The 19,278-nt window shown below is 35.1% G+C and carries 15 protein-coding genes; 6 read left to right on the top strand and 9 right to left on the bottom strand.

The genetic code is table 11. From position 1 onward, the window contains the following. Nucleotides 1-176: 176 nt before the first annotated feature. Genes WAE64_RS07590 through WAE64_RS07570 form a run of 5 tightly spaced genes read right to left on the bottom strand, consistent with a single transcriptional unit; the run spans nt 177 to nt 6,166 of the window. Complete coding sequence (locus WAE64_RS07590) at nt 177-1,721, bottom strand: protein kinase domain-containing protein (RefSeq protein WP_340235654.1); 1,545 nt, start codon at nt 1,719-1,721, stop codon at nt 177-179. Continuing rightward, on the bottom strand, nt 1,721-2,425 hold the full coding sequence (locus WAE64_RS07585) for an FHA domain-containing protein (RefSeq protein ID WP_340235653.1): 705 nt from the start codon (nt 2,423-2,425) through the stop codon (nt 1,721-1,723). The genes WAE64_RS07590 and WAE64_RS07585 overlap by 1 nt, the downstream gene beginning before the upstream one ends. A 32-nt stretch (nt 2,426-2,457) precedes the next feature. After that, the gene (locus WAE64_RS07580; RefSeq protein WP_340235652.1) at nt 2,458-3,411 is read right to left on the bottom strand and encodes a tetratricopeptide repeat protein; all 954 of its coding nucleotides are present in this window, start codon (nt 3,409-3,411) and stop codon (nt 2,458-2,460) included. Between the two features lie 8 nt (nt 3,412-3,419). Next, the gene (locus WAE64_RS07575; protein WP_340235651.1) at nt 3,420-5,255 is read right to left on the bottom strand and encodes a serine/threonine-protein kinase; all 1,836 of its coding nucleotides are present in this window, start codon (nt 5,253-5,255) and stop codon (nt 3,420-3,422) included. Nucleotides 5,256-5,284: 29 nt separating this feature from the next. Continuing rightward, on the bottom strand, nt 5,285-6,166 hold the full coding sequence (locus tag WAE64_RS07570) for a PP2C family protein-serine/threonine phosphatase (RefSeq protein WP_340235650.1): 882 nt from the start codon (nt 6,164-6,166) through the stop codon (nt 5,285-5,287). Nucleotides 6,167-6,366: 200 nt separating this feature from the next. Between WAE64_RS07570 and WAE64_RS07565 the strand changes: the two genes are divergently transcribed. The 5 genes from WAE64_RS07565 to WAE64_RS07545 all read left to right on the top strand — a co-directional run bounded on the left by WAE64_RS07565 (nt 6,367) and on the right by WAE64_RS07545 (nt 13,997). Beyond that, nucleotides 6,367-7,575 (top strand): hypothetical protein, encoded by a 1,209-nt coding sequence (locus WAE64_RS07565; RefSeq protein WP_340235649.1) that lies wholly within the window; start codon nt 6,367-6,369, stop codon nt 7,573-7,575. A gap of 9 nt (nt 7,576-7,584) precedes the next feature. Further along, complete coding sequence (locus WAE64_RS07560; protein WP_340235648.1) at nt 7,585-10,494, top strand: tetratricopeptide repeat protein; 2,910 nt, start codon at nt 7,585-7,587, stop codon at nt 10,492-10,494. A gap of 1 nt (nt 10,495) precedes the next feature. Then, nucleotides 10,496-11,752, top strand: coding sequence for an OmpA family protein (locus WAE64_RS07555; RefSeq protein ID WP_340235647.1), 1,257 nt, complete (start codon nt 10,496-10,498; stop codon nt 11,750-11,752). Nucleotides 11,753-11,821: 69 nt separating this feature from the next. Next, complete coding sequence (locus WAE64_RS07550; RefSeq protein ID WP_340235646.1) at nt 11,822-13,009, top strand: hypothetical protein; 1,188 nt, start codon at nt 11,822-11,824, stop codon at nt 13,007-13,009. Between the two features lie 19 nt (nt 13,010-13,028). Next, entirely contained in the window at nt 13,029-13,997 is a 969-nt protein-coding gene (locus WAE64_RS07545) for a hypothetical protein (RefSeq protein WP_340235645.1), read from the top strand. A 25-nt stretch (nt 13,998-14,022) separates the two neighbouring features. Here the strand turns inward: WAE64_RS07545 and WAE64_RS07540 are convergent, their stop codons facing one another. From WAE64_RS07540 to WAE64_RS07525, 4 genes are read right to left on the bottom strand one after another with little or no spacing between them, the layout of a single operon-like run. Continuing rightward, on the bottom strand, nt 14,023-15,126 hold the full coding sequence (locus WAE64_RS07540) for a hypothetical protein (protein ID WP_340235644.1): 1,104 nt from the start codon (nt 15,124-15,126) through the stop codon (nt 14,023-14,025). Further along, nucleotides 15,127-17,034, bottom strand: a complete 1,908-nt coding sequence (locus tag WAE64_RS07535) for a hypothetical protein (protein WP_340235643.1) — start codon at nt 17,032-17,034, stop codon at nt 15,127-15,129. It lies immediately after the preceding gene. Between the two features lie 2 nt (nt 17,035-17,036). Next, nucleotides 17,037-17,477, bottom strand: coding sequence for a GPW/gp25 family protein (locus tag WAE64_RS07530; protein WP_340235642.1), 441 nt, complete (start codon nt 17,475-17,477; stop codon nt 17,037-17,039). 5 nt (nt 17,478-17,482) lie between these two features. Then, nucleotides 17,483-18,319 (bottom strand): outer membrane beta-barrel protein, encoded by an 837-nt coding sequence (locus WAE64_RS07525; RefSeq protein WP_340235641.1) that lies wholly within the window; start codon nt 18,317-18,319, stop codon nt 17,483-17,485. A gap of 182 nt (nt 18,320-18,501) precedes the next feature. Between WAE64_RS07525 and WAE64_RS07520 the strand changes: the two genes are divergently transcribed. Then, a complete protein-coding gene (locus tag WAE64_RS07520; RefSeq protein ID WP_340235640.1) occupies nt 18,502-19,269 on the top strand; it encodes a TssN family type VI secretion system protein in 768 nt (255 codons plus the stop codon). Nucleotides 19,270-19,278 lie beyond the last annotated feature (9 nt).

Here is a 19,278-nt window from a genome sequence, read left to right as displayed (position 1 = left end):
TTTAAATTATGAAAATACATATATTGCATAAGTTTTGAAAAATGTTCAGCTTCAAATTCTTTTGCAGTAATGGTAAATAAAGCACAATTGATATATATCTTCTTTAATCTTACTCAAATTGTATATACTACAAAAACCTATATTTTATACGTTTAGGAGTAATATTCATTTAAAGGCTATAAATCGAGATAAGGGGTAAATTCTACTTTTAGTGTTGTGTTTCCAATAGATATTATATCATCCGGAAAAATGGCCAGCCCCATTGAGTCAACTTTTATGGCATTTACATATATTCCGTTTGTTGATAAATGCCATACAGATTGCCCTTCGTTGTTGGTTCTCCATTGGCCGTCTCTAATAAACCAGATGCCGGTCTTAACCGAAAACTCTATTGTAGCATGATAGCGCGAAATGGTTAACATATTATCTAAATCTGCAATGGCAATGTCGTTTTCTTGGGTCTCGGTATTAGTTTTCCGGCCAATCAGTACAATGCCTTTACTCATGATAATATCATTCAAATAAAAACAAGTATTGGTTTCTTTACCTACCACTATTCTGAGCCCAATACTACCATTTAAAAGATAACTACCACAGCTTTCACAAAATAAGTCATGTTTTGATTTAATTTCATGATTACAATTGGCACAGTATTTATTTATATCAATAGAATTAAGTATAGTTAAGATTTCATTTGCACTCTGAAAGCGCAAGAGAGGATCGGCTAATAAGCATTTTTCTATTATTTCTACCCAAAACGTACTAATAATATTGTTTTCTTTAAAATACGTAAGGTTTTCCCAAAGGTTATTTAATACTTTCTGAAAGTATTCACCAAGCCTTGAGTGATAGTCATTTACACTCGAGGCAGAGTCTGGAGGAGTTCCATAAGGGTAATAGCCTCCTGTTAGGGTTTCAAATAAAAGTACACCAAAGCTAAAAATATCAACTGTTGGTTGTTTTGTGAAAATATCTTTTTTTTCGGTATCAAACCATTCGGGAGCCATATATACATCAGTGCCTAGTACTTCTGTTTTTCGGGTCATTCTCACATTATTTCGGCCAGAAATGCCAAAATCGATGAGTTTTGCTTGGCCATTATGAAAAACTACATTATTGGGCTTTAAATCACGATGAACAGCATGCTCTTTATGAAGGTCATTTAAACCCTTAAGAATATCAGAGGCTATTTTAATTAGCTTAATATTAGACAAATTGGTGCCTATATAATTTGTTAAAGCACCACCTTCGCAAAACTCCATTACATAGAACGGATTCCCCTGCATCAGACCTCGATCAAATGCACCTACCAGATACTCCGATCTTGTTTGGGCCATTTGGAATTCAAACCAAAAACGAGTCTCAACCGATTCTCGGTCTTTAGTACTAATTTCCCATAGACGAAGCATTTTTACTGCGAATAAAGTCCGGTTTTTTTCTTCTTCTACCAAATAAACATTACAGTAGCCACCTTTACCAAGTAATTTGGCAAAAAAGTAGGTTTTACCCTTATCGCTTATAAATGGAAAAACATTGTCATCGTCAACACGAGTGATAGTTGTAATAAGGGGAACTTGTTTCTTCTTTTTTGAAAAGAACGGCAGTATTTTATCAGCAATACGTTGGCTGAGATGAAACTCAAGAGAGGTATCACATCTAAGGCACTTTTTTAAATTTTCAGGATTGCTATAACCACATTTTCTACACTTTACTTTATTCATTACTCTGGTCTAAAAATAAACATTCTATCACCTAAAAGAATTATGTCTCCGTCTTTTAATTCCATCATCGAATTTACCTGAATATACGTTGTCTTAAGGCTACTTTTATTATTGATAAACCAACGGCCATCAATATTTTCAATTACGGCATGTTCCTGCCCTGAGATAGTAAAATTTTCCCGATCAAGGTTATTTCTATTTAACGTAACAGATTCGCCTTCAAATTCAGATGTTTTTCCGCTTGTTTCAGTATGTCTTGGTATTGATGTAAGTTTAAACTTAGGGTCAGGTCTTAATGGTTGCGTATATGGGTTAAAGGTACCCCGTGGTTGGGTCTTAGGCAAAGGTGGCATTTCACTGCCCGGCCCTACGGTTCTTCTGTTATTCTGATGAGAAATAGGCGGAGTAGACGGAGGTATATAACTAGGTAGTTCGGGAGCTTTATTATAAGCTTGTGGTATATCCTGATTATTAATAGCAGGATTAACAGGTGTAGGGGTATTTTGTTGTATTGGTAATTGAGGGAAAGGGTTTTCTTCAGGCGCTGCCTGTTTTTTTTCAGTATTTCCAAAATCAAAAAGTGCTGACCAACGGTTTTTTGGTTGCTCTTCGTTTATTTTGTTAAACGGGCAGTTCGGACAAAAATCTTCATCAATTCGTCGAGGATACCGACAATCCGGACATGGATGCTCATTTCGATTCATTTTAAAATTTATTTAGTTATATAAATTCCGTCCTATTTTTTCTTTTTACTGGCAATACTTTTAAGCTTTTTTTGTAAGACACTTACCTTACGTTTATCGTCTTTAAATAACTCAGTTGCTCTATTGAGTAGCGCAATGGCTTCATCATGTTTGTTTTCATTCATCAGGCTTTCTGCTTGTTTTTGGTAGGCTATCAAAAGGTTATTTGAGATAAGAGGATCAATTACGCCTGCCTTATATATTGTTTCCAGTTTATCAACAGCTTCAAAGTAATTACCATCTACGATGCTTCTTCCAGCTTTTGTTCTTAATATTTCAAAACTATCTATCTCTGCAATTAATTTTTTGGTAGTTAAGTCTTTCGAATAGGTAGGCAGCGAAAAAACTTCGTTGTATTTTTTTTTAGCATCAGCAAATTTGCCAAACATAAAAAGGCTTCTGGCCGCATCTTTTATTCTGATGTATTCAGCGTTTTTCCTATGCGCATCAATTGATTTTAACTTTGAATCTAGCCTGTTTTTCTTTTCTGATTTAGCATATATGATTGCCTCATTTATGGCTTCATAAGCATTGTTGTCGTCGCCATCTTTCAAAAAATTTGCTGCTTCTTGCTCAAAAAAAGTAGTTATTTCTTTTTCCGCCTCTGTGTCGTCGGGGTTTAGTACCAATATCTTTTTATATCTGTCTACTGCTTCTATGTTTTTTCCTAATTTTATTAGAGTATTAGCGTTTGCTTTCAGATTAAGTATATCTTCTGTTACCTGAATTTTGTTTTTAGTGTATTCGTCATTGCCATCTTTTATTATAAGGCAAGATTTATATTTTTTGATAGCGGCACTATAGCTTCCTAGTTTAAACAATGAATCACCTTGCCGAACGTATCTTTCGCAATCATCAAAAAAAAAGCTTTCGGCAATAGTTTCGTTAAAGAAACTAACACTTAGCAACAGGCTTAGAAAAAAAAACTTGGATCGGGTAAAATTCATATATTAGTTCACAATTTACTATTACATTGTTGTATCTTTTGTTGAATCTCGCTGGTATTATTTAAGACTTGTGCTACCAAATACCACTCTTTTGCATCTTGAAACTCTTCGTTTTCAAAAATGCCGTCTCCTCTTTTTTTGATAGTTTCGTAAATCTGATTAAACTGAGGTGGATTTATGTTGGTTAGAGTTGCTAATTGTTTAGCCTCTCTGAACAGAGCTATTGCTCTATGTTTATTATTAAGAGAAACTTCTTTTCCCTGGCGTAAAAGGTCATTGCATTTTCCTTGTGCAGAGCTACGGCAGTCTTCAAATTTTGCATTACAAACGGCATTGTTTTTCTTTTTACTGCAAGCTATCTGGTAATAATTCCAAGCGCTTATAATTGAGCCTAATTGTAATTCCCGGTCTCCTTTCTCAATATAAACCTGATTCGGAGAGTTGGAAGTACCTTCAGTTTCAGGGTCGGGGTTAACTTTTTTGTTTTTCGCCAATTCGTACAGCTTTTTTGCTTCATCGTTATTGAGTACTACCCAAGCTGCTTCCGATAATTGCATTGCCATTTTGAAATCATTTTTCTGAAGGCTTTGTGTGGCCAATTGCATGAGCGAATCATATTTGGCTTGTGGTGTTCTGGTCTCTGTTTCGGTTTTCTCAGCTACTGGCGTTGGTTTAGTTTCAGTAGTGGCTAATTGTGGCGCTTGGCTGGCAATCAGAGGTTTGGCAATATCTTGTTTCGGTAAAAAAACAAAAAGTAGCGTAATAATTATTAAAAAGAGAGCAATGCTCGCAACTATTATTTTTTTCTGTTTTGGCCCAAAAGAGTTTATATAAGAAGTTAAATTCTGAAATGCAACTTTGCCTTTGTTAATCTGAGGACCAAGACTTTTATATGAACTACCAACCAACTGTTTAGATTTGCTGTAAGCAGTACTCAAAGATTTCTGTAAGTCTATTTTGGGTTTATTATGGTTAGTTTTTACCTTTTTCTCTTTTATCGGTTTTGCTCCAACAAAAGACCATTTGCCTGTATTCAAAAAAGTGGCTCCGTAGTTTTCCAATTCTGCTGCAGTTAAGCGGTCAGCTAAATCTTTGGTCATACACTTTTTGATAATACTATTCAACTCTCTCGAATATTTCTCTGGTAGGTCGGGTATTACTCCTCCCATTAGCAATACAGTGCCACCGTTACCATCAAATGGCAAATCTTCCGTTAGTAACTCATACATAGTTACACCTAGCGAAAAAACGTCTTTCTTTGGGTCGTCAATACCGGTAAGTATTTCGGGTGGGGCATAAGGGCGTGAAAACGAAATAACCTGTGTGCTAGATGTAGCTTTTGTAAGCGTTGATCTTACTTTTTTACTAATACCAAAATCTGTAAGCAGAAAATCTCCTTGGTCAGATATTAATATATTATCTGGTTTTACGTCTCGGTGTAAAATTTGATTTTTGTGCAAATAGCTTAATGCTCCGCCAATCTGATACATAAAAGTAGCAATATCTTTTTCATTAAATGGTTTATAAATATCGCCTGTATCGTCTATTCGGTTTGAAACAGAACCATTCTGGCAAAACTTCAGAATCAGATAAGGTCTTCGGTCACAAACATCTACGTGATGTGGTTTTAAAATATAAGGGTGTGTTAGTGCCTCTGTCAGGGTAAAGTCTTTTATAAATTGTCTTATGCCAGCATCACCTACTCTAACATAAATTTTTAGTGCTACCTCAATGCCCGCCAGTTGGTCTTCTGAACGCCATACTTCCGACAATTCTCCTCCACCAAGATATTTTAAAAGTTTATATCTGTCATGAAAAATATCACCTATATTAAAATTGCTCATGTGTTTAGGGTTAGTCTGAATGAAACTTATTATTTAAACATGTTTTTCATCTTTTTCCAAATAGATTGCTTGCTACCGGTATAACTCTCAATCGGTTTTTCTAACACTTCAATAATTGCTACTGTAATGTTATCTTCGCCACCGGCTTGGTTTGCCGCTGCAATCAATTGTTGAGCAGTAAGTTTTACATTCACTGTTTGTGAGAGATGCCAGTTAATATCTTCATCCGAAACCATAGTATTGAGTCCGTCGCTACAAAACAAAAGCTTATCACCTCTTTCTAATTCTATTGATACAAAAGATGGTGTAGGAGGGTGTTCTGAATCTCCGATACATTGGGTTATGATATTCCGATATTCGTGTACTGCTGCTTGTTCTTGTGTTAATAAGCCTTTTTTTACCATTTCCCATACCCACGAATGGTCTTCTGTTGCGAGTCTTGTGCCTTGGTTTTGCCTGAAATGATAACACCTGCTATCGCCCACCCAACAGATATAGGCTCTATAATCAACTATCCATCCCATTACAAGCGTAGTGCCCATTCCTTTATATTCGGGGTAGCTTTCTATTAGTTTCAAAAGGTTTTTATGCGAATGAATAATCAATTGCTCAAACACATATTTTATCTCTTGCGGAGTTGGTTTTTCATATTTGTTGGTAGCTAGGTATTTTTTAATAATATATGTTGTTGACTGCGAAGCAACTTCTCCGGCCGCAGCCCCCCCCATTCCGTCGGCAACAGCTAAAAGACAACCCGCTGAACCTAACACATAAGAATCATTCCCAAAATCTCTTGACTCAGTAGCAATTACGTCCGGAATAATAATATAATCGTCTTCATTATGCTCTCGAATTTGCCCGGTGTTTGTGTCGGCTACCAGACCAACAACCGTATGAATATTTGTACTCATCAGTATCAGAGAATGGGTCAAAAAAGGAAAATATTTGTGTTTCTGGTAAATATATTCAAACCAAAAACATCCACCAAATTTTCTTATTTTAAGGTATATATACCGTAAAATAGGTTTCTTTGGAAAGAAATATTAATTATATTATTATTGTGCTCGGTCAAAATTTTAGTATTTATCAGAACTTTATAATGGCCAATAGCATGAAAAACCAAATTTTGTTTCCCCTTTTACTTATTTATGTGTTTGCCTGTGTTTGCCAGGTGGCTAGTGCGCAAGATGTTATCTATACCGTAGAAAAAAATATCATTAAATGTAAAATCATTGGGGTCGAAAACAACGATTTGATTTATATCGAAAACGTTTCGTCTAAGGTTACTCATATAGAACTTGCCAAGGCATTTCTCATTTTCAATGAGAAGGGTAACTTTTTACTTGTTGAAGATTATACCCAAAACAAAGAGGGGCAAGGAAGAATACGGGAGGATTTTTTTGCTGAACAAGCACTGCCCAGGTACGACATGATTATAGGTTATGATAACACCGTGATAAGGTGTGAGATAACATATGAAAGTAACGATGTTGTGAACTATAAGAAAAAACAGTCGGGCTCGCCAGGCACTAAGAATAAAAGCGATATTATGTTTATTATATACAAAGATGGTAAACATAAAATACTCACACAAGATTTTATAGGCAAGTCGGCCGAGTTTAGATTGGCAAAAGCCGATATTAAAGAAAAACTACTGGAAGAAGAAAAAGAACTAGCTAATGCCCCCGAGCCTATTAACAATACTGCTACCGTACCCCAGCAACTAGAACCCGAACCTGTAAAGCCATCAGAATCTCAAAAAAATGTTGAATCTGCCAAAGATGTGAGCGGGGTTTTGCAAAAACCGGTTTTAAGTGATGAACAGTATAAAGAATATAGTAATACCGGCAAACAAAAGGTTATGGACTTTGAGAGTTTTTTGCAGATTATTACAGATAAACAAAAAGATCAGGTAGAGAAAGACAAGGCAATTGAGCAAGCGCTTAGACTCTTCACCCCCAATGCTACAATCGAAATATCACAAAAATTGCCTAGTGGCGAAATTCAGAAAAATACAAGAAAAGTGAGCGATTACCTCAAAAGGTTAAAGTTTAGTAGTTATTCATCAATAACAATGGAGTGGAGTGATATTCATTATGTAAATGAACTAACTCAAGAAGCCGACGGGAATTATTATGGCGTAATAAGGGGTACACAGAGATTTCAGGGTTATGATACTTCTGGTAACATAAAGTATAGCGACGAAACAGTTAAGGATGTAAAAGTGATGGTAAAGTCTTATAAAAAAATAATAGAAGCCCTTGAAAAACAGCAATGGGATGTTTTGCTAGGCAATATTGGTATAGTAGAAACAAAATAACTTAAACGTATGATAAGAGTTTACAAATTCATCATTTTGCTATCTTTTACTTTTGTGACTAATCAAGCTTTTGCCCAAAACATATCCCCTAAAGATACTGCTGAGATTAAACTGGTTGTCAAAAGAAAGATAGAAAACAGCCTTGCAGATTTAATGAATTACATAAGTTCGGGGTTTGATGGCGATGCCCAGGTGCAAGAAAACATTAAGAAAAGTTTTACGACAAGTAATACTCAGGTTTTTTATGATAAAAATTCAATTATAGAAGACGATATTAATCCTAACCATGTATCGGCTAAAGATGTGCAAGATTCTGACGTAGAAAAGTACCTTAATAACCTCGATTTGCTATATAATAAAAACGAAGAAACAACTATATTCTTTAACGATGTTAGAACCTCTAATGTAAAAAGGGCAGGAGACAACACTTATATTAAAGCCTATTACTCAAGCCATTTTAAAGGGTCTCATAAATCAATAAATATACAATATAAACCAACTCAACGTGTTGCGGAACTTCGGTTGGAGAAAAACGGGAAACGATGGACTGCCAACATAGTTCGGCTAGCATTTGTAACGCCTGACGACTCTATCGGTTCTACTAGAAATGATTTGGTGATTATGCCAGACTCTTCAACAATGCTTACTGATAGTGCCGCTGCCGCAGTAGCTTTGAAACTTGAAAATGAGCGTATATTAAAAGAACAAGAGGAACAAAAAAAATACAAAGACGAATTTGATAAAGTTCTTGCCGATGCCGATGAGGCTTTTAATGCTAAAGAATATGAGTTGGCTCTAAGCCAGTATCAGAAAGCAAAAGAAAAAAACAAAGAAGAGTATGGTAAGTTTTTTCAGATTCAGGTGAAAATCTCAAGAACAAAAAAGGCTATTCAGCAAGAAGAAGAAAGAAAAAAGCAGGAAGAAGAGAAACAAAAACAAGAAGATGAAAGGAAGCACCAGGAACAACTTATAGCTGACTATAGAAAAAATATTACAGAAGCAAAACTTGCTGAGCGCCGCAGATTTTATGACAAGGCTATACGCTTGTATCAGGCCGCCTTTTTAATAAAGCCAGACTCATCGTTTAAGTACGAAACTAATATTAAACACCTTACCGAAAAACTAAGGATACAAACTGAGTTAGATGAGATTTTTGTAGCTGGTAATTATAAAGACCTAAAAGATAAGTATGATAAGATTCTGAAAACTAATAAAGAAGATTCTGATTATTATCTTGGAAGAGGTAGATGCTATGTAAAACTAGGAGAATATACAAGAGCCTTAAAAGATTTCGACCAAGCTATTTTATTAGATTACTCTAACTGCAATGCGCTTATCAATAGGGCCGAATTGCATATTCAGCAAAACAATATTCCTAAAGCCGTAGCCGACTATTCGAGCTTTTTAAGTATCGAAAAAGACAGTGCTTCTGTTTATGTAAAACGGGCACGGTTGCGTATAACAACCAACAACACGAAAAGTGCATTTGAAGACTTCGACAAAGCCATTGAGCTAGCTCCTAAAAACCCGAATTACTACTTCGAAAGGGCCATGCTTAATTATAATAACAAAGAGCACAACAAAGCGCTAAAAGATTTTACGAGTGCTGTTACGCTCAATAATAGTTTTACAATGGCTTTTTATCAGAGAGGTTTACTGTATAACGATTTAAAGAAGTATAAAGAGGCCGGTGATGATTTTATGCGAGCCAAAGCACTAAATTTAGATCCTGTTTTAGTAAATAACTTTCAAAACATTGCATTGGCTCAATTGAATGATGGTGAGCAAGATTTTATTAACAACAGGCTAGATAGCGCACTACCCAAGTTTATAAATGCCACATTAATACAGCAAGACTACTGGCTTGCCTGGTATAAAAGAGGTGAGTGCTATGCTGCCCAAAAGAATTATGATACGGCTATAGAAAACTATACTAAAGCTATCTCTTTCAGACAAAATTATGACGATGCATTTTATAAAAGAGGACTTGCCAAATACTCGCTCGGTAAGTATAAAGAAAGCATTGTTGATTTTCAGCAAACCAACGACCTGAACCCTAGCTATTATCAGGCAATGTTTGCTCAAGGTACTGCAAATCTTCAGTTGCAAGATTATAAAAATGCTATAGTATGGTTTCAAAAAATAAAAATTGCAGAAAGAAATATAGAAAAGCAATATCCTAAGATATTTTTTGCCAATACACACGGCAACCTTGGTATATGTATGTATTATACTAAGTATTTTGTAGAGGCACTACCAGAGTTAAACGCTGCCATAAAACTGAACGAAGAGTATGCTGAGGCATACTACTATCGGGGTCTTGTAAATCACGAACTAGCCCACTATAAAGATGCAATTGAGGATATAGGGCGCTCAATTGAGCTCAAACCACAAAAATACGAGAAGCATTTTGCACGTGGGCTTGCTTATTATAATATCGAAAAATTTGCTGAAGCCAATAACGAATTTACCGAAGCTATCAGGCTTGATGTTGATAAAAAAGAGATTTTTTTGATGCACCAGCTGAGAGGCAAAGGCTATTATAATATGGGCAAATTTAAAGAGGCTGTTGATGACTTTAGCTTAGTCAATAAATTAGATAGTAGTAAATGTGATTCGAGATTCTATTTGTTGTTAGGCATAGCACAGCTTAAACAGAATAAAACCAACGAAGCAGCTTATTTTATGAATAAATCTTTAATGTTAGACCCATCAAATTCTGAGGCATCTTATGCACTTGCTTGTAATTATCTGGCAACAAAAGATATAGCAAACGCTTTAAAGACATTTGAGACGGCATTTCAAACCAAAAAGATTACGAACCAATTTGTTAGAAAAGATGATTTACTAAGTTTTGTTAATAAAGATTTCAGAGACAATAAGGAGTTCAAAGATTTAATAAAAAAATACTTGAAATAACATGAAACTGTTGGTTTTTGGGTACTTTCTATTTACTCTTTTCTTTTCGCTTGAGCTACCGGTAATCATTACGGGTAATGTTGTTAATCATCAGAACCAAGCTATAAAGGCTAAAATAAGTCTAATAAAAACAGATACTCAAGAACTGGTAAAAACATTTGAGAGCCAATCAGATGGTTCGTTTATTATACAGAGCGATTTAAAAAACATTAATCTGAAATTTGAATGTGCCGGCTATAGGGCTGCTATGTTACCAATTGAAGCAAGCCAGATAAAGCTAAATCGGATTGTTTGCCAAATTAATCTTATAAAAGAAGATTTTCAAGCCGAAGATAAAGCATATCAGCAATCAACTACTAAAGATTATAATATTGATAACATAGCTGATAATGTTAATGCCAAGAGTTTTCAAAGTTTCAGTGTAGTAGATGCATATACAAACGAGCAATTGTCGGCAGATATAGCGTTATTTCCAACAAGAACAAAATCGACGGTAGTTCGCCAGACAGATGCTAAAACGCCCGAAATAGAGATAGTTTTTGATAAAAAAGATATTGTAGCTTTTGAAGTAAGTGCACAAGGATACCAGAAATACTTTGGTAATCTGATTATTGAGAATCTGGATATGAAAAAACACAAGAATGTAATCAGGTTAATCAGAGAATTAAGTATGCTGAACATCTCTTTGGCAAATTCAACTATCAGTAAGGCATCTGTTAGTCTGGTTGATGAAAGTAATAAAAAAATAACATTAATAATGATTGATAAGGTTTTGCTAGCGAACTTATATCCATCAAGAAAATATAAGATTTTGCTAGGCAATAAACTTATTGCCCCTGAGTTTGAAGCAAAAACCGGAATCAATCAGTATATAATTACAGCTTCGGAATCAGGAACAAACAAGCAAGAATATGTTGGCTTTGAAAAGAAATTCCTGATTTATTTTGAGCAAAGCAGCTACGAATTAGTAGAGGATTCAAAAAGAAAAATTGATAGTACAGTTAATCTTTTAAAAGATAATAGCGCTTTAAAAGTTGAGATTATCGGTCATACAGATAACATTGGAAATACTTATCAAAACCAATATTTATCCGAGTTCAGGGCATCTAAAATTTCTAATTTGTTGTTCAATCAAGGCATAGATAAAAGCAGAATGAAGATAGGAGGGAAGGGCAGCAAACAGCCATTGAGTAGTAATGCAACTGAGGCTGAGCGCAAAAGAAACCGTCGTGTAGAAGTAAAAATTTACTCTGATTAATTAGTCGGAAAAACAATTCAAACAGCTATTTTTTATTTTAATATCAACTTGTTCTTTACCTTTCAAACTATGCTTAGTGAAATAAAAAGTTATCCTGTGAACTGGGTTGATGGAATGAAAATCTCGAAAAAAAACTTTATTGAGATTGAGAGTTTCGTTCAGGATTTTATTCGTGATTCTATTGCACTTCGAACAAACGAATATAATTATGGTTTGCTAACCAGCCCAACCAATACAAACTCATACGAGATATTTGTTCATGTTGGTTCTCAGAACCTGATTAGTGTAAAAATGACCTTTTGCAGAGCCATAACTGCGGCGGGCCATAGAATTGAGCTGATTAAGACCACTGCCGAAGATGCCATTGCCATGCGGATTCCGTTTGCCTCTGTTGTAGAGCAGTATGCGTTACAAGCCACTCAGACAAACGAGCTTTATATAACATTGTCGATTAACCCAGATAAACGTGTGCCCTTTGGTGAAGCTATTAACGAAACCCCACCAAGGTATCCTTTTGCCAAAGCCGATTATCGTTTAAGTATAATACCTGCCGATCATATTGCCTCTTCAGAATATAGCTCAAACCACCTGATAGTGGCCAAACTCATTTATAAAAACAATGAAGTAAGACAAGATACTGACTATATACCACCGGCAAGTACAATAAATAGTACTTCTAAGCTAGTAGAGTGGCACAGCAGGTTGGAGGGGCTCATTGTGAATATTGAAAATAACTGTATCAAGATTGTTCATAAAATAAAACTCAAAACTGAGAGGAAAAGTAATCTGAGCGAAAATATTGCTGTTCTGGTAGATAGAATTCTGCTAACGATTGCGCAGAATATTACAGATTACCGAGTGATTTTACCTGATGAGCCTCCGCTTAAAACCATCTCTTTTTTTACAAAACTATCGAAAGTTTTTAAAGTATATATCGATACACTTCCGAGTAGTGAAAGAGCTGCCAGAGAAGAAATTCTTAAATATTTTAGCTCATGGGCTGAGGTACCGCCAAGTATTTTTGATACCGGTATGGACAACATCATCTATCTTAAATACAATCATCATGAAATAAAAGCACATTTTGAGCGAATTTATGAAGTATGGAGGGTTATCGACAATTTATTTGAAACCTTAACCAAGCTCGAATACATTGGGGAACAAAGAGGAAAACAAATTTTTGTTATTGAAAACCCGGTTCATAAAGATAAAGCCCCGATAGAACCAATTAAATCTAAATTTAACCCCTTAGACTAATCTCTAAATATTTAACAGTATGTTAGAACCTATTAATAAAAGAGAGAGAATTCTGGCACAGCGCAAATTTGTTGGTGTGTATATTCTTTCATTAATAATTACTGCCTTAATAACTTATTTCTGGACTCGCTCAACAACTGATAAGCTAAAAGCAGAAAACGAGCAACTCAATAAACTCATGTCGCTCTTGGTAAGTATAGATTCAGTGGGCAGCCAACTCAATACTTTAAATAAAATTGATGAGAGCTTTGGTAAGAATCAAGAATCAAAAGTGTTGTCATACGAAGAAGATTTAAAGGTAAATAAGGCAGAAAACACAATGCGGATAATAATTAATAAAGTAAAAGCCGACTCGGCATCTTTTGTGGCCGGGGTAGCCGTAGAAAACAGGAAGGTTGTTGCAGGGGTTATTGACCATATTGATGTTCTGCTAGGAAACTGGACAATTCTTAAACTATTGAGAGGTTTTGTGAAAAAGGGAGAAACAGATTTTAGCGCTATCGAAAACTGTAAAAGGGAACTCGAAATGTCTCGCATGGATGTCAAAAACCTGGAAAATCAACTACGTATGGCATCAATGATGCGCCAAGGACCTACTAGTACTCCAAGCCATAGTTCAGGGGGTAATTGCGAAAAATATATTGAAGAGAACCTCAATCTTAAATTAAAAGTAAAAGATTTAGAAAATGAAATCTCCCACAAAGCTGCACCTGTGGCACCACCCCCATCTAGTATTATTATTAATAACTCAGATGCCAACGCAGATGCCCGCCGTATGTTAGTAGAAGCCGATTGTTCTAAAATGAGAGGAATGGAAGGAAGAAAACGTAAGAGCAAATCGGAAATAGAGCGTTTGTACGACGATGCCTACAAAACACTCAAACAAATTGTTGATAATCCGGAGGTAAATGCCAACTTGAAAACACTGGCACAGGAAAAAATAAAAGAGATTCTGAAATACAAGAAAAGTATTCCGTTTGAAGACTAAACCTGTTTGAATTGGGCAAACCACCTCAAAGTGTTACGTTCATCCCTAACAATGCACTTGAGGTGGTTGTTTCATTTGATAATTTAAAATAGTGGCCTTTGGTTACCTTTATATCAATATTTATTACGGTATCTGCTTCAAAAGGCATAAAGTTTTTAATCAGATACTCAAGCACTTCACGCTTTTGTCCGTCAGCAAAGCCTTCAACTGTACTTTTAGCGTACATATCGGCTTCTTCAAAGGTTATTGGGCCAATATTTATTAAAATAGCAGGAATTATCTCTTGGTAATACGGGGCACTTAAAATAAAATCTTCGCCTAGTATTCCAGCTCCTAGCGATACCCCCATTTCATCTTCTTGTTGGGTTTCTTCGTTATAAACAGTAGGTATTTTGTGTTTTATAGGAAATGTATTTTTTATGTTTACGGGGTTCTGAAGAATACTTTCAAAACATAATTCTGTTAATTTAAAATTACCTACAATTCTTTGAGCAATAGGTAACAAATAAACCATATTTGATATTTGATGGTAATTAAGAAAAGGAGGTGTTTCCCAAAAATCCTGAAAGATTTTGTGTTCGCTTATATTACGTTGATTTATAAAATACTTTACTTCTTCTAATTCAAGGTTGATTCGTGTTCTATAAATTTCCTGTTCGATAGGTAAAAAGAATTTTCTGGCAGCTTTTTCTCTTTCTTTTTGTATGCGAATCTCGGTTAATATTTCTTCTTTATCTTTTGCGCCTTTTTTGTGTTTTACGGGTTGGTGCGTGAGCGCTTCGGGCAAGGCGTCGTAAATACCTTCTCTATTTATTTTGAGTTGTAACAAATGGCTTTCAAATTCAGCTTCGTCAGCCAACTCAATATCTTTATGGTAGTTTCGATGAAATAACCCTATCGGAATCACAACGAGCCGATTAAGTAGTTCTTCGTCTAAGTCTGATAAAATTATTTCTACTTTTGCATCTATGGGCAACTGCTTTATTCTATAAATCAGTTTTTGTAAGCGTGTAGTATCTTCTTCATCTGTTTGGTTTTTCAGATGAAGCTTCTGCAAGGCATTACTAACATTTTTTTTCTTTTTTAGTTTTCCTTTTGCTTTGGTGTAATTTTCTTTAAATTCCTCCATTTATTCAAGGTAGTATAGTATATTATACGGTAAATTATTGGCTGAGCAGCTCTCTAGGGCTATCTTTAATTCCTGGCTTATAATGCTCCAGTCTTCGTCCATACTTTTTTTAGATGGGAACAAAACAATCTGGATGCAGCGAATGAAACCTTCGCTTGCGTTTCGGCCATTCATGAAATTCTTTTCAATAGTTAAGTCTCTTATAGTATCACCTAAAAAGGCTATACAGGTAGTACGTATATCTTCATGGGTTACAATTCTGTTGCGTGTAAGCAGATTTCTCTTTAAGGCATTGATTTTTTCGGTCTCTTTAAGTTTTGACCTACCTCCGGTACTTGTTGTTAAAAGTGTTACCTTGTCTGAATCAATATAAATATCTGAATAAGCAGCCATTGGTGAACCTGCAGCTATATCGTTGGCTTCTTCAGCATCACACGACCAAAACTCTACACTTACATTATTATCCGGTTTTCGAGGGCGTAATGTTACATAAGGTATTGAACCGGTTTGAATCTGATTTTTATCATCCGAGAGTTTTAATTGTTGGTCTAATTGGGCAATATTCTGATTCAATTCTTTAATAATTGAATTTAGAAACTCTGAACCCAATGCCTCAAATGCTTTGCTTTCGTCTTGCAACAATTCAAGTACATAATACAAAAGTCCTTTTGCATCACGGCTGTCAAATCTTCCTACACCCTGTTGCCTGAGGGTGTAAGAGTCAAATTGTAGATTTTCCAAATTGGTAAATGGCGATGATTTATAAATGGTATTTTCGTCATCGATAATACTTTTTACTGCCAGAAAAGGCTCATCTGTTTCTAGCGGAATGATATTCAAATGCTCTTGTAGCGTATATGTGAGTTGATTGAGTTTTCGGTTAATAACCGGAAAACAATTAATAGCGCAATAAATATTCTGAAAGGAGCTATGATCGAAATCCATCGGAAATCGTGCTTCTATCCAAACTAACTCTCCTCTCATTTTGTGCATAAGTGCTTCTTTGCCAAAAAATTTTTCAAACTCTTCCGGATATACTTTGCTTATTACCGGCCATTTTTTCTTTTTATTCTCAGCTGTTTTAAACCTTCTCAAATCGTATTCATCTGATTTGAATGAGACAAAATGCTTGTTATAAAAAAGTTTAGTTTGTTGTTCGATTCTTTTTAGCGCGTCAAATTCATCATCCAAGTTGGCTCCTTCAGTAAACTCCGGATAAATACCCATTTTTACTGGTAGTTCAATATCATCGATAAACCACTTAATTTGTGATAGTTTTCTTAAGTATTGTTCTTTTTGTGGCTCATTCAACCAATCGATGAATATCGACATTCCCTCTAAAGTTTCAATATATTCACTGAGTTCAATGCCAATCCATAATCTCTGATAATCAATAATTTCTTTTCCCCTTGATGAAATCTTAGTACTGTGAACACTGTTTTTCTGAAGTCCCTCTTCTAATTTGTAAATATTTGTTTGTGTAGCCAGAAACTTAATTTCGCCATTAAAAATTTTGAAGGGTAAAATCGGAGAGAAAAAATACTCTTTATTTGAATTATACCCTGCACTAAAACCTGCTGGGGCTTTATAAAAGAATTGCTCTTGTGGCATTACTACCGTAAATGGATCGATAGCCCTGGTTTGTATAATAGCATGAGCAGGCTGAATAATATCTACTACGTCGGGATTCATGAGGTTAGAAAGCCGATCAATTACTCTATCACTTGTACTATGAATTTCGTTAGCGACCTTCTCTATTTCAACGGCACAGGCTTCAAATAATAGACCGACAAGAGGGTCGTAGCCATCTAATTGTGAGCTTTGTGTTTGCCAGATTTTTGTGGCACGCTCAACCATTCTACGCTTGATCTGTGCCTTATCAAATGAGGATTCGTCAAATTTTTGCATATTTATTCAACAGCTATAGGTGCAATAAAAATATACTCATTGAAGCTAAAAGGCTTGTTGGTTAAAACCAGAAAAGCATCTACTTTTATCCATAATCTTTTGCGCACCTTTTTTGTCAGGTTTTTTAGTATTTTATAATCTTCAATAAAATCTTCAATTTCTACCTGCACGTTTACATCGGTTAATCTGGGCTCGTTTTTTCTTATGGCGGTAATTATAGAATCCCGCACATTATCGAGCCACTCGTTATCGGTCATTAATTCAAAATCTCGTTCCCATATACCACAACCAAAGTCATAATCGTATCTCGATTCTCGGTAATGTGTAGTAAGCATAATATGAAGGTGTTGAGCAATTGAAAGCTCCAATTGGCATTTTTCGTGCTTTCGTTTTTCGATTATCAAATCAAACCTCAAGGGCAATGTATAGAACTCTTGTTTCATGTTTTTCAAAATCTAAACGTAAGCCCAAACTGAATGCATATCCGAGATATAAGAAATGGGGTTTTGATTTGCTGTGTTGCTTGATTTGGGTTGTTAGAATTACTAACATTGTCGGTAAATTGTATTTCTTTTTGGGCTACAGTCAAAGTACTTAATTGATCGGTGCCATTTTCCTGATAACTCGTAAGGGAAGCTGTTTTTGGTTGTATAGTAAGATTATTTGCCTGTATTTCGGCAAATAATTTAAAGCCTGGTGTCAGACTTTTTCTGACGCCAAGTGCTGCGAGATACCCAAAAGCCGGCCCAGATTTATAATTATAAACACTTTGTATAAAGTTCTTTTTTCCGCCTACTAAAACCGTATTATCAACTGTGTTGGTCATACCAAAAGGCAAGCCTATTGTTACACCTACCCGGCTATAGGGGTAAAAATCGACATTTTGTATAGCTTTGAATGTGATGTTGGGAGTTAAGGCAATTATCTGAGCATCAAAAACAGCCTTCGATTCTGAATTTGCTATACTTTTTTCTGAAGAAATTTTTGGGCTAAGGTAATAATCAATATCTAAACCGAAGTTAATAAAATCGTTGATTATATAGCCTGCACCCAACCCTACTTTTAAGCCTTGCCCCCAACCTTTCAATGAGTTTTTCAGTAGCGTATTGGTATTGACGTCGGGGATACCTTTAAACGAGTTTGGCATAGCAATACCATAATCTAAATAGCCTTTTATATAAAGCCTTGATTCTTCTTGTGAACTCACTCTTCTGGTAATTTCTTGTTGAGCTACGGCCGTTGCTGTAGCCGAAAATAGTAATAAAATAAAGGATAGATGTTTCATAGTCAAGCTTAAAAAAAATGTTCAGAATTCCTGAAAATAAATACTTAATTTGTTAATAATATTTCAAATAAAGGTTATTTTTGAATAAGATAATTTTAAATAAAAATATGATAAATTTTGGCTCCAGATTTACCCGAACAACCGATGTTCAATCGTATGCTAATCGAGCAAAGTCAAATATTATGGCAAGAAAGTGGTTTCCATCAACTGCTCTCTATACATTTCTTACAATGGTTTTCTTTGCTTTAATTACTTTCCTTGCTTGTTATTTTACCGATTTTCCGTTTATAGGCATTTATACTACAGTGCAACTATCGTTTCTTTTATTAGGCCTTATACATGCTTATATATTATACGATATGCTGGATTGGCTAGATAAAAAAACTTTCTGGAAAGGATTTTTGATGACACTCTTTTTTGGTTTAATGGGTTTATTAGCTGTTTATCTGGTAAAATATATACCATATATTAAGGCTAATCCGAATACTTATCTAAGTGCTACATTGCCTTTTGTTTTACCTTTTCTTGTTAAATGGGTGCTGAAATTTTTTGGAGATATTCCGTTTAAAATTTATAAAGCCTGGTATTATCCGCTTGGACAAGCTGAGCCTGATACCGACCTGATTGATTTATCGAAAATACTGGTTATACAATTTGAGTTTCCTAAATCAGTGGGCGATTATCAGTACACTAATTTTACGGCAAAAGCCCCTGTAAATATGACAGTAGGGCAACTGTTTTTCATATTTGTTAATGAGTACAATTATCGGAACAAAGAGCGACCTCTTCAATATCTTGATGAAGACGGTAACCCATTTGGTTGGGTCTTTCATAAGAAAGTGTCTTGGTTCAAAAAGCGTAATTTTTTCGACCCCGACATGAATTTCAGAGAAAACTTTGTTCAGAACAACGATATCATAGTGGCAACACGAACTGTTACAATCAAATAGAATAATAAA

Origin of the sequence: Emticicia soli (assembly GCF_037860775.1) — a bacterium.
Lineage (GTDB): Bacteria > Bacteroidota > Bacteroidia > Cytophagales > Spirosomataceae > Emticicia > Emticicia soli.
The sequence above is the reverse complement of the archived record's forward strand: the minus strand, read 5'-3'. Positions and strand labels throughout refer to the sequence as shown.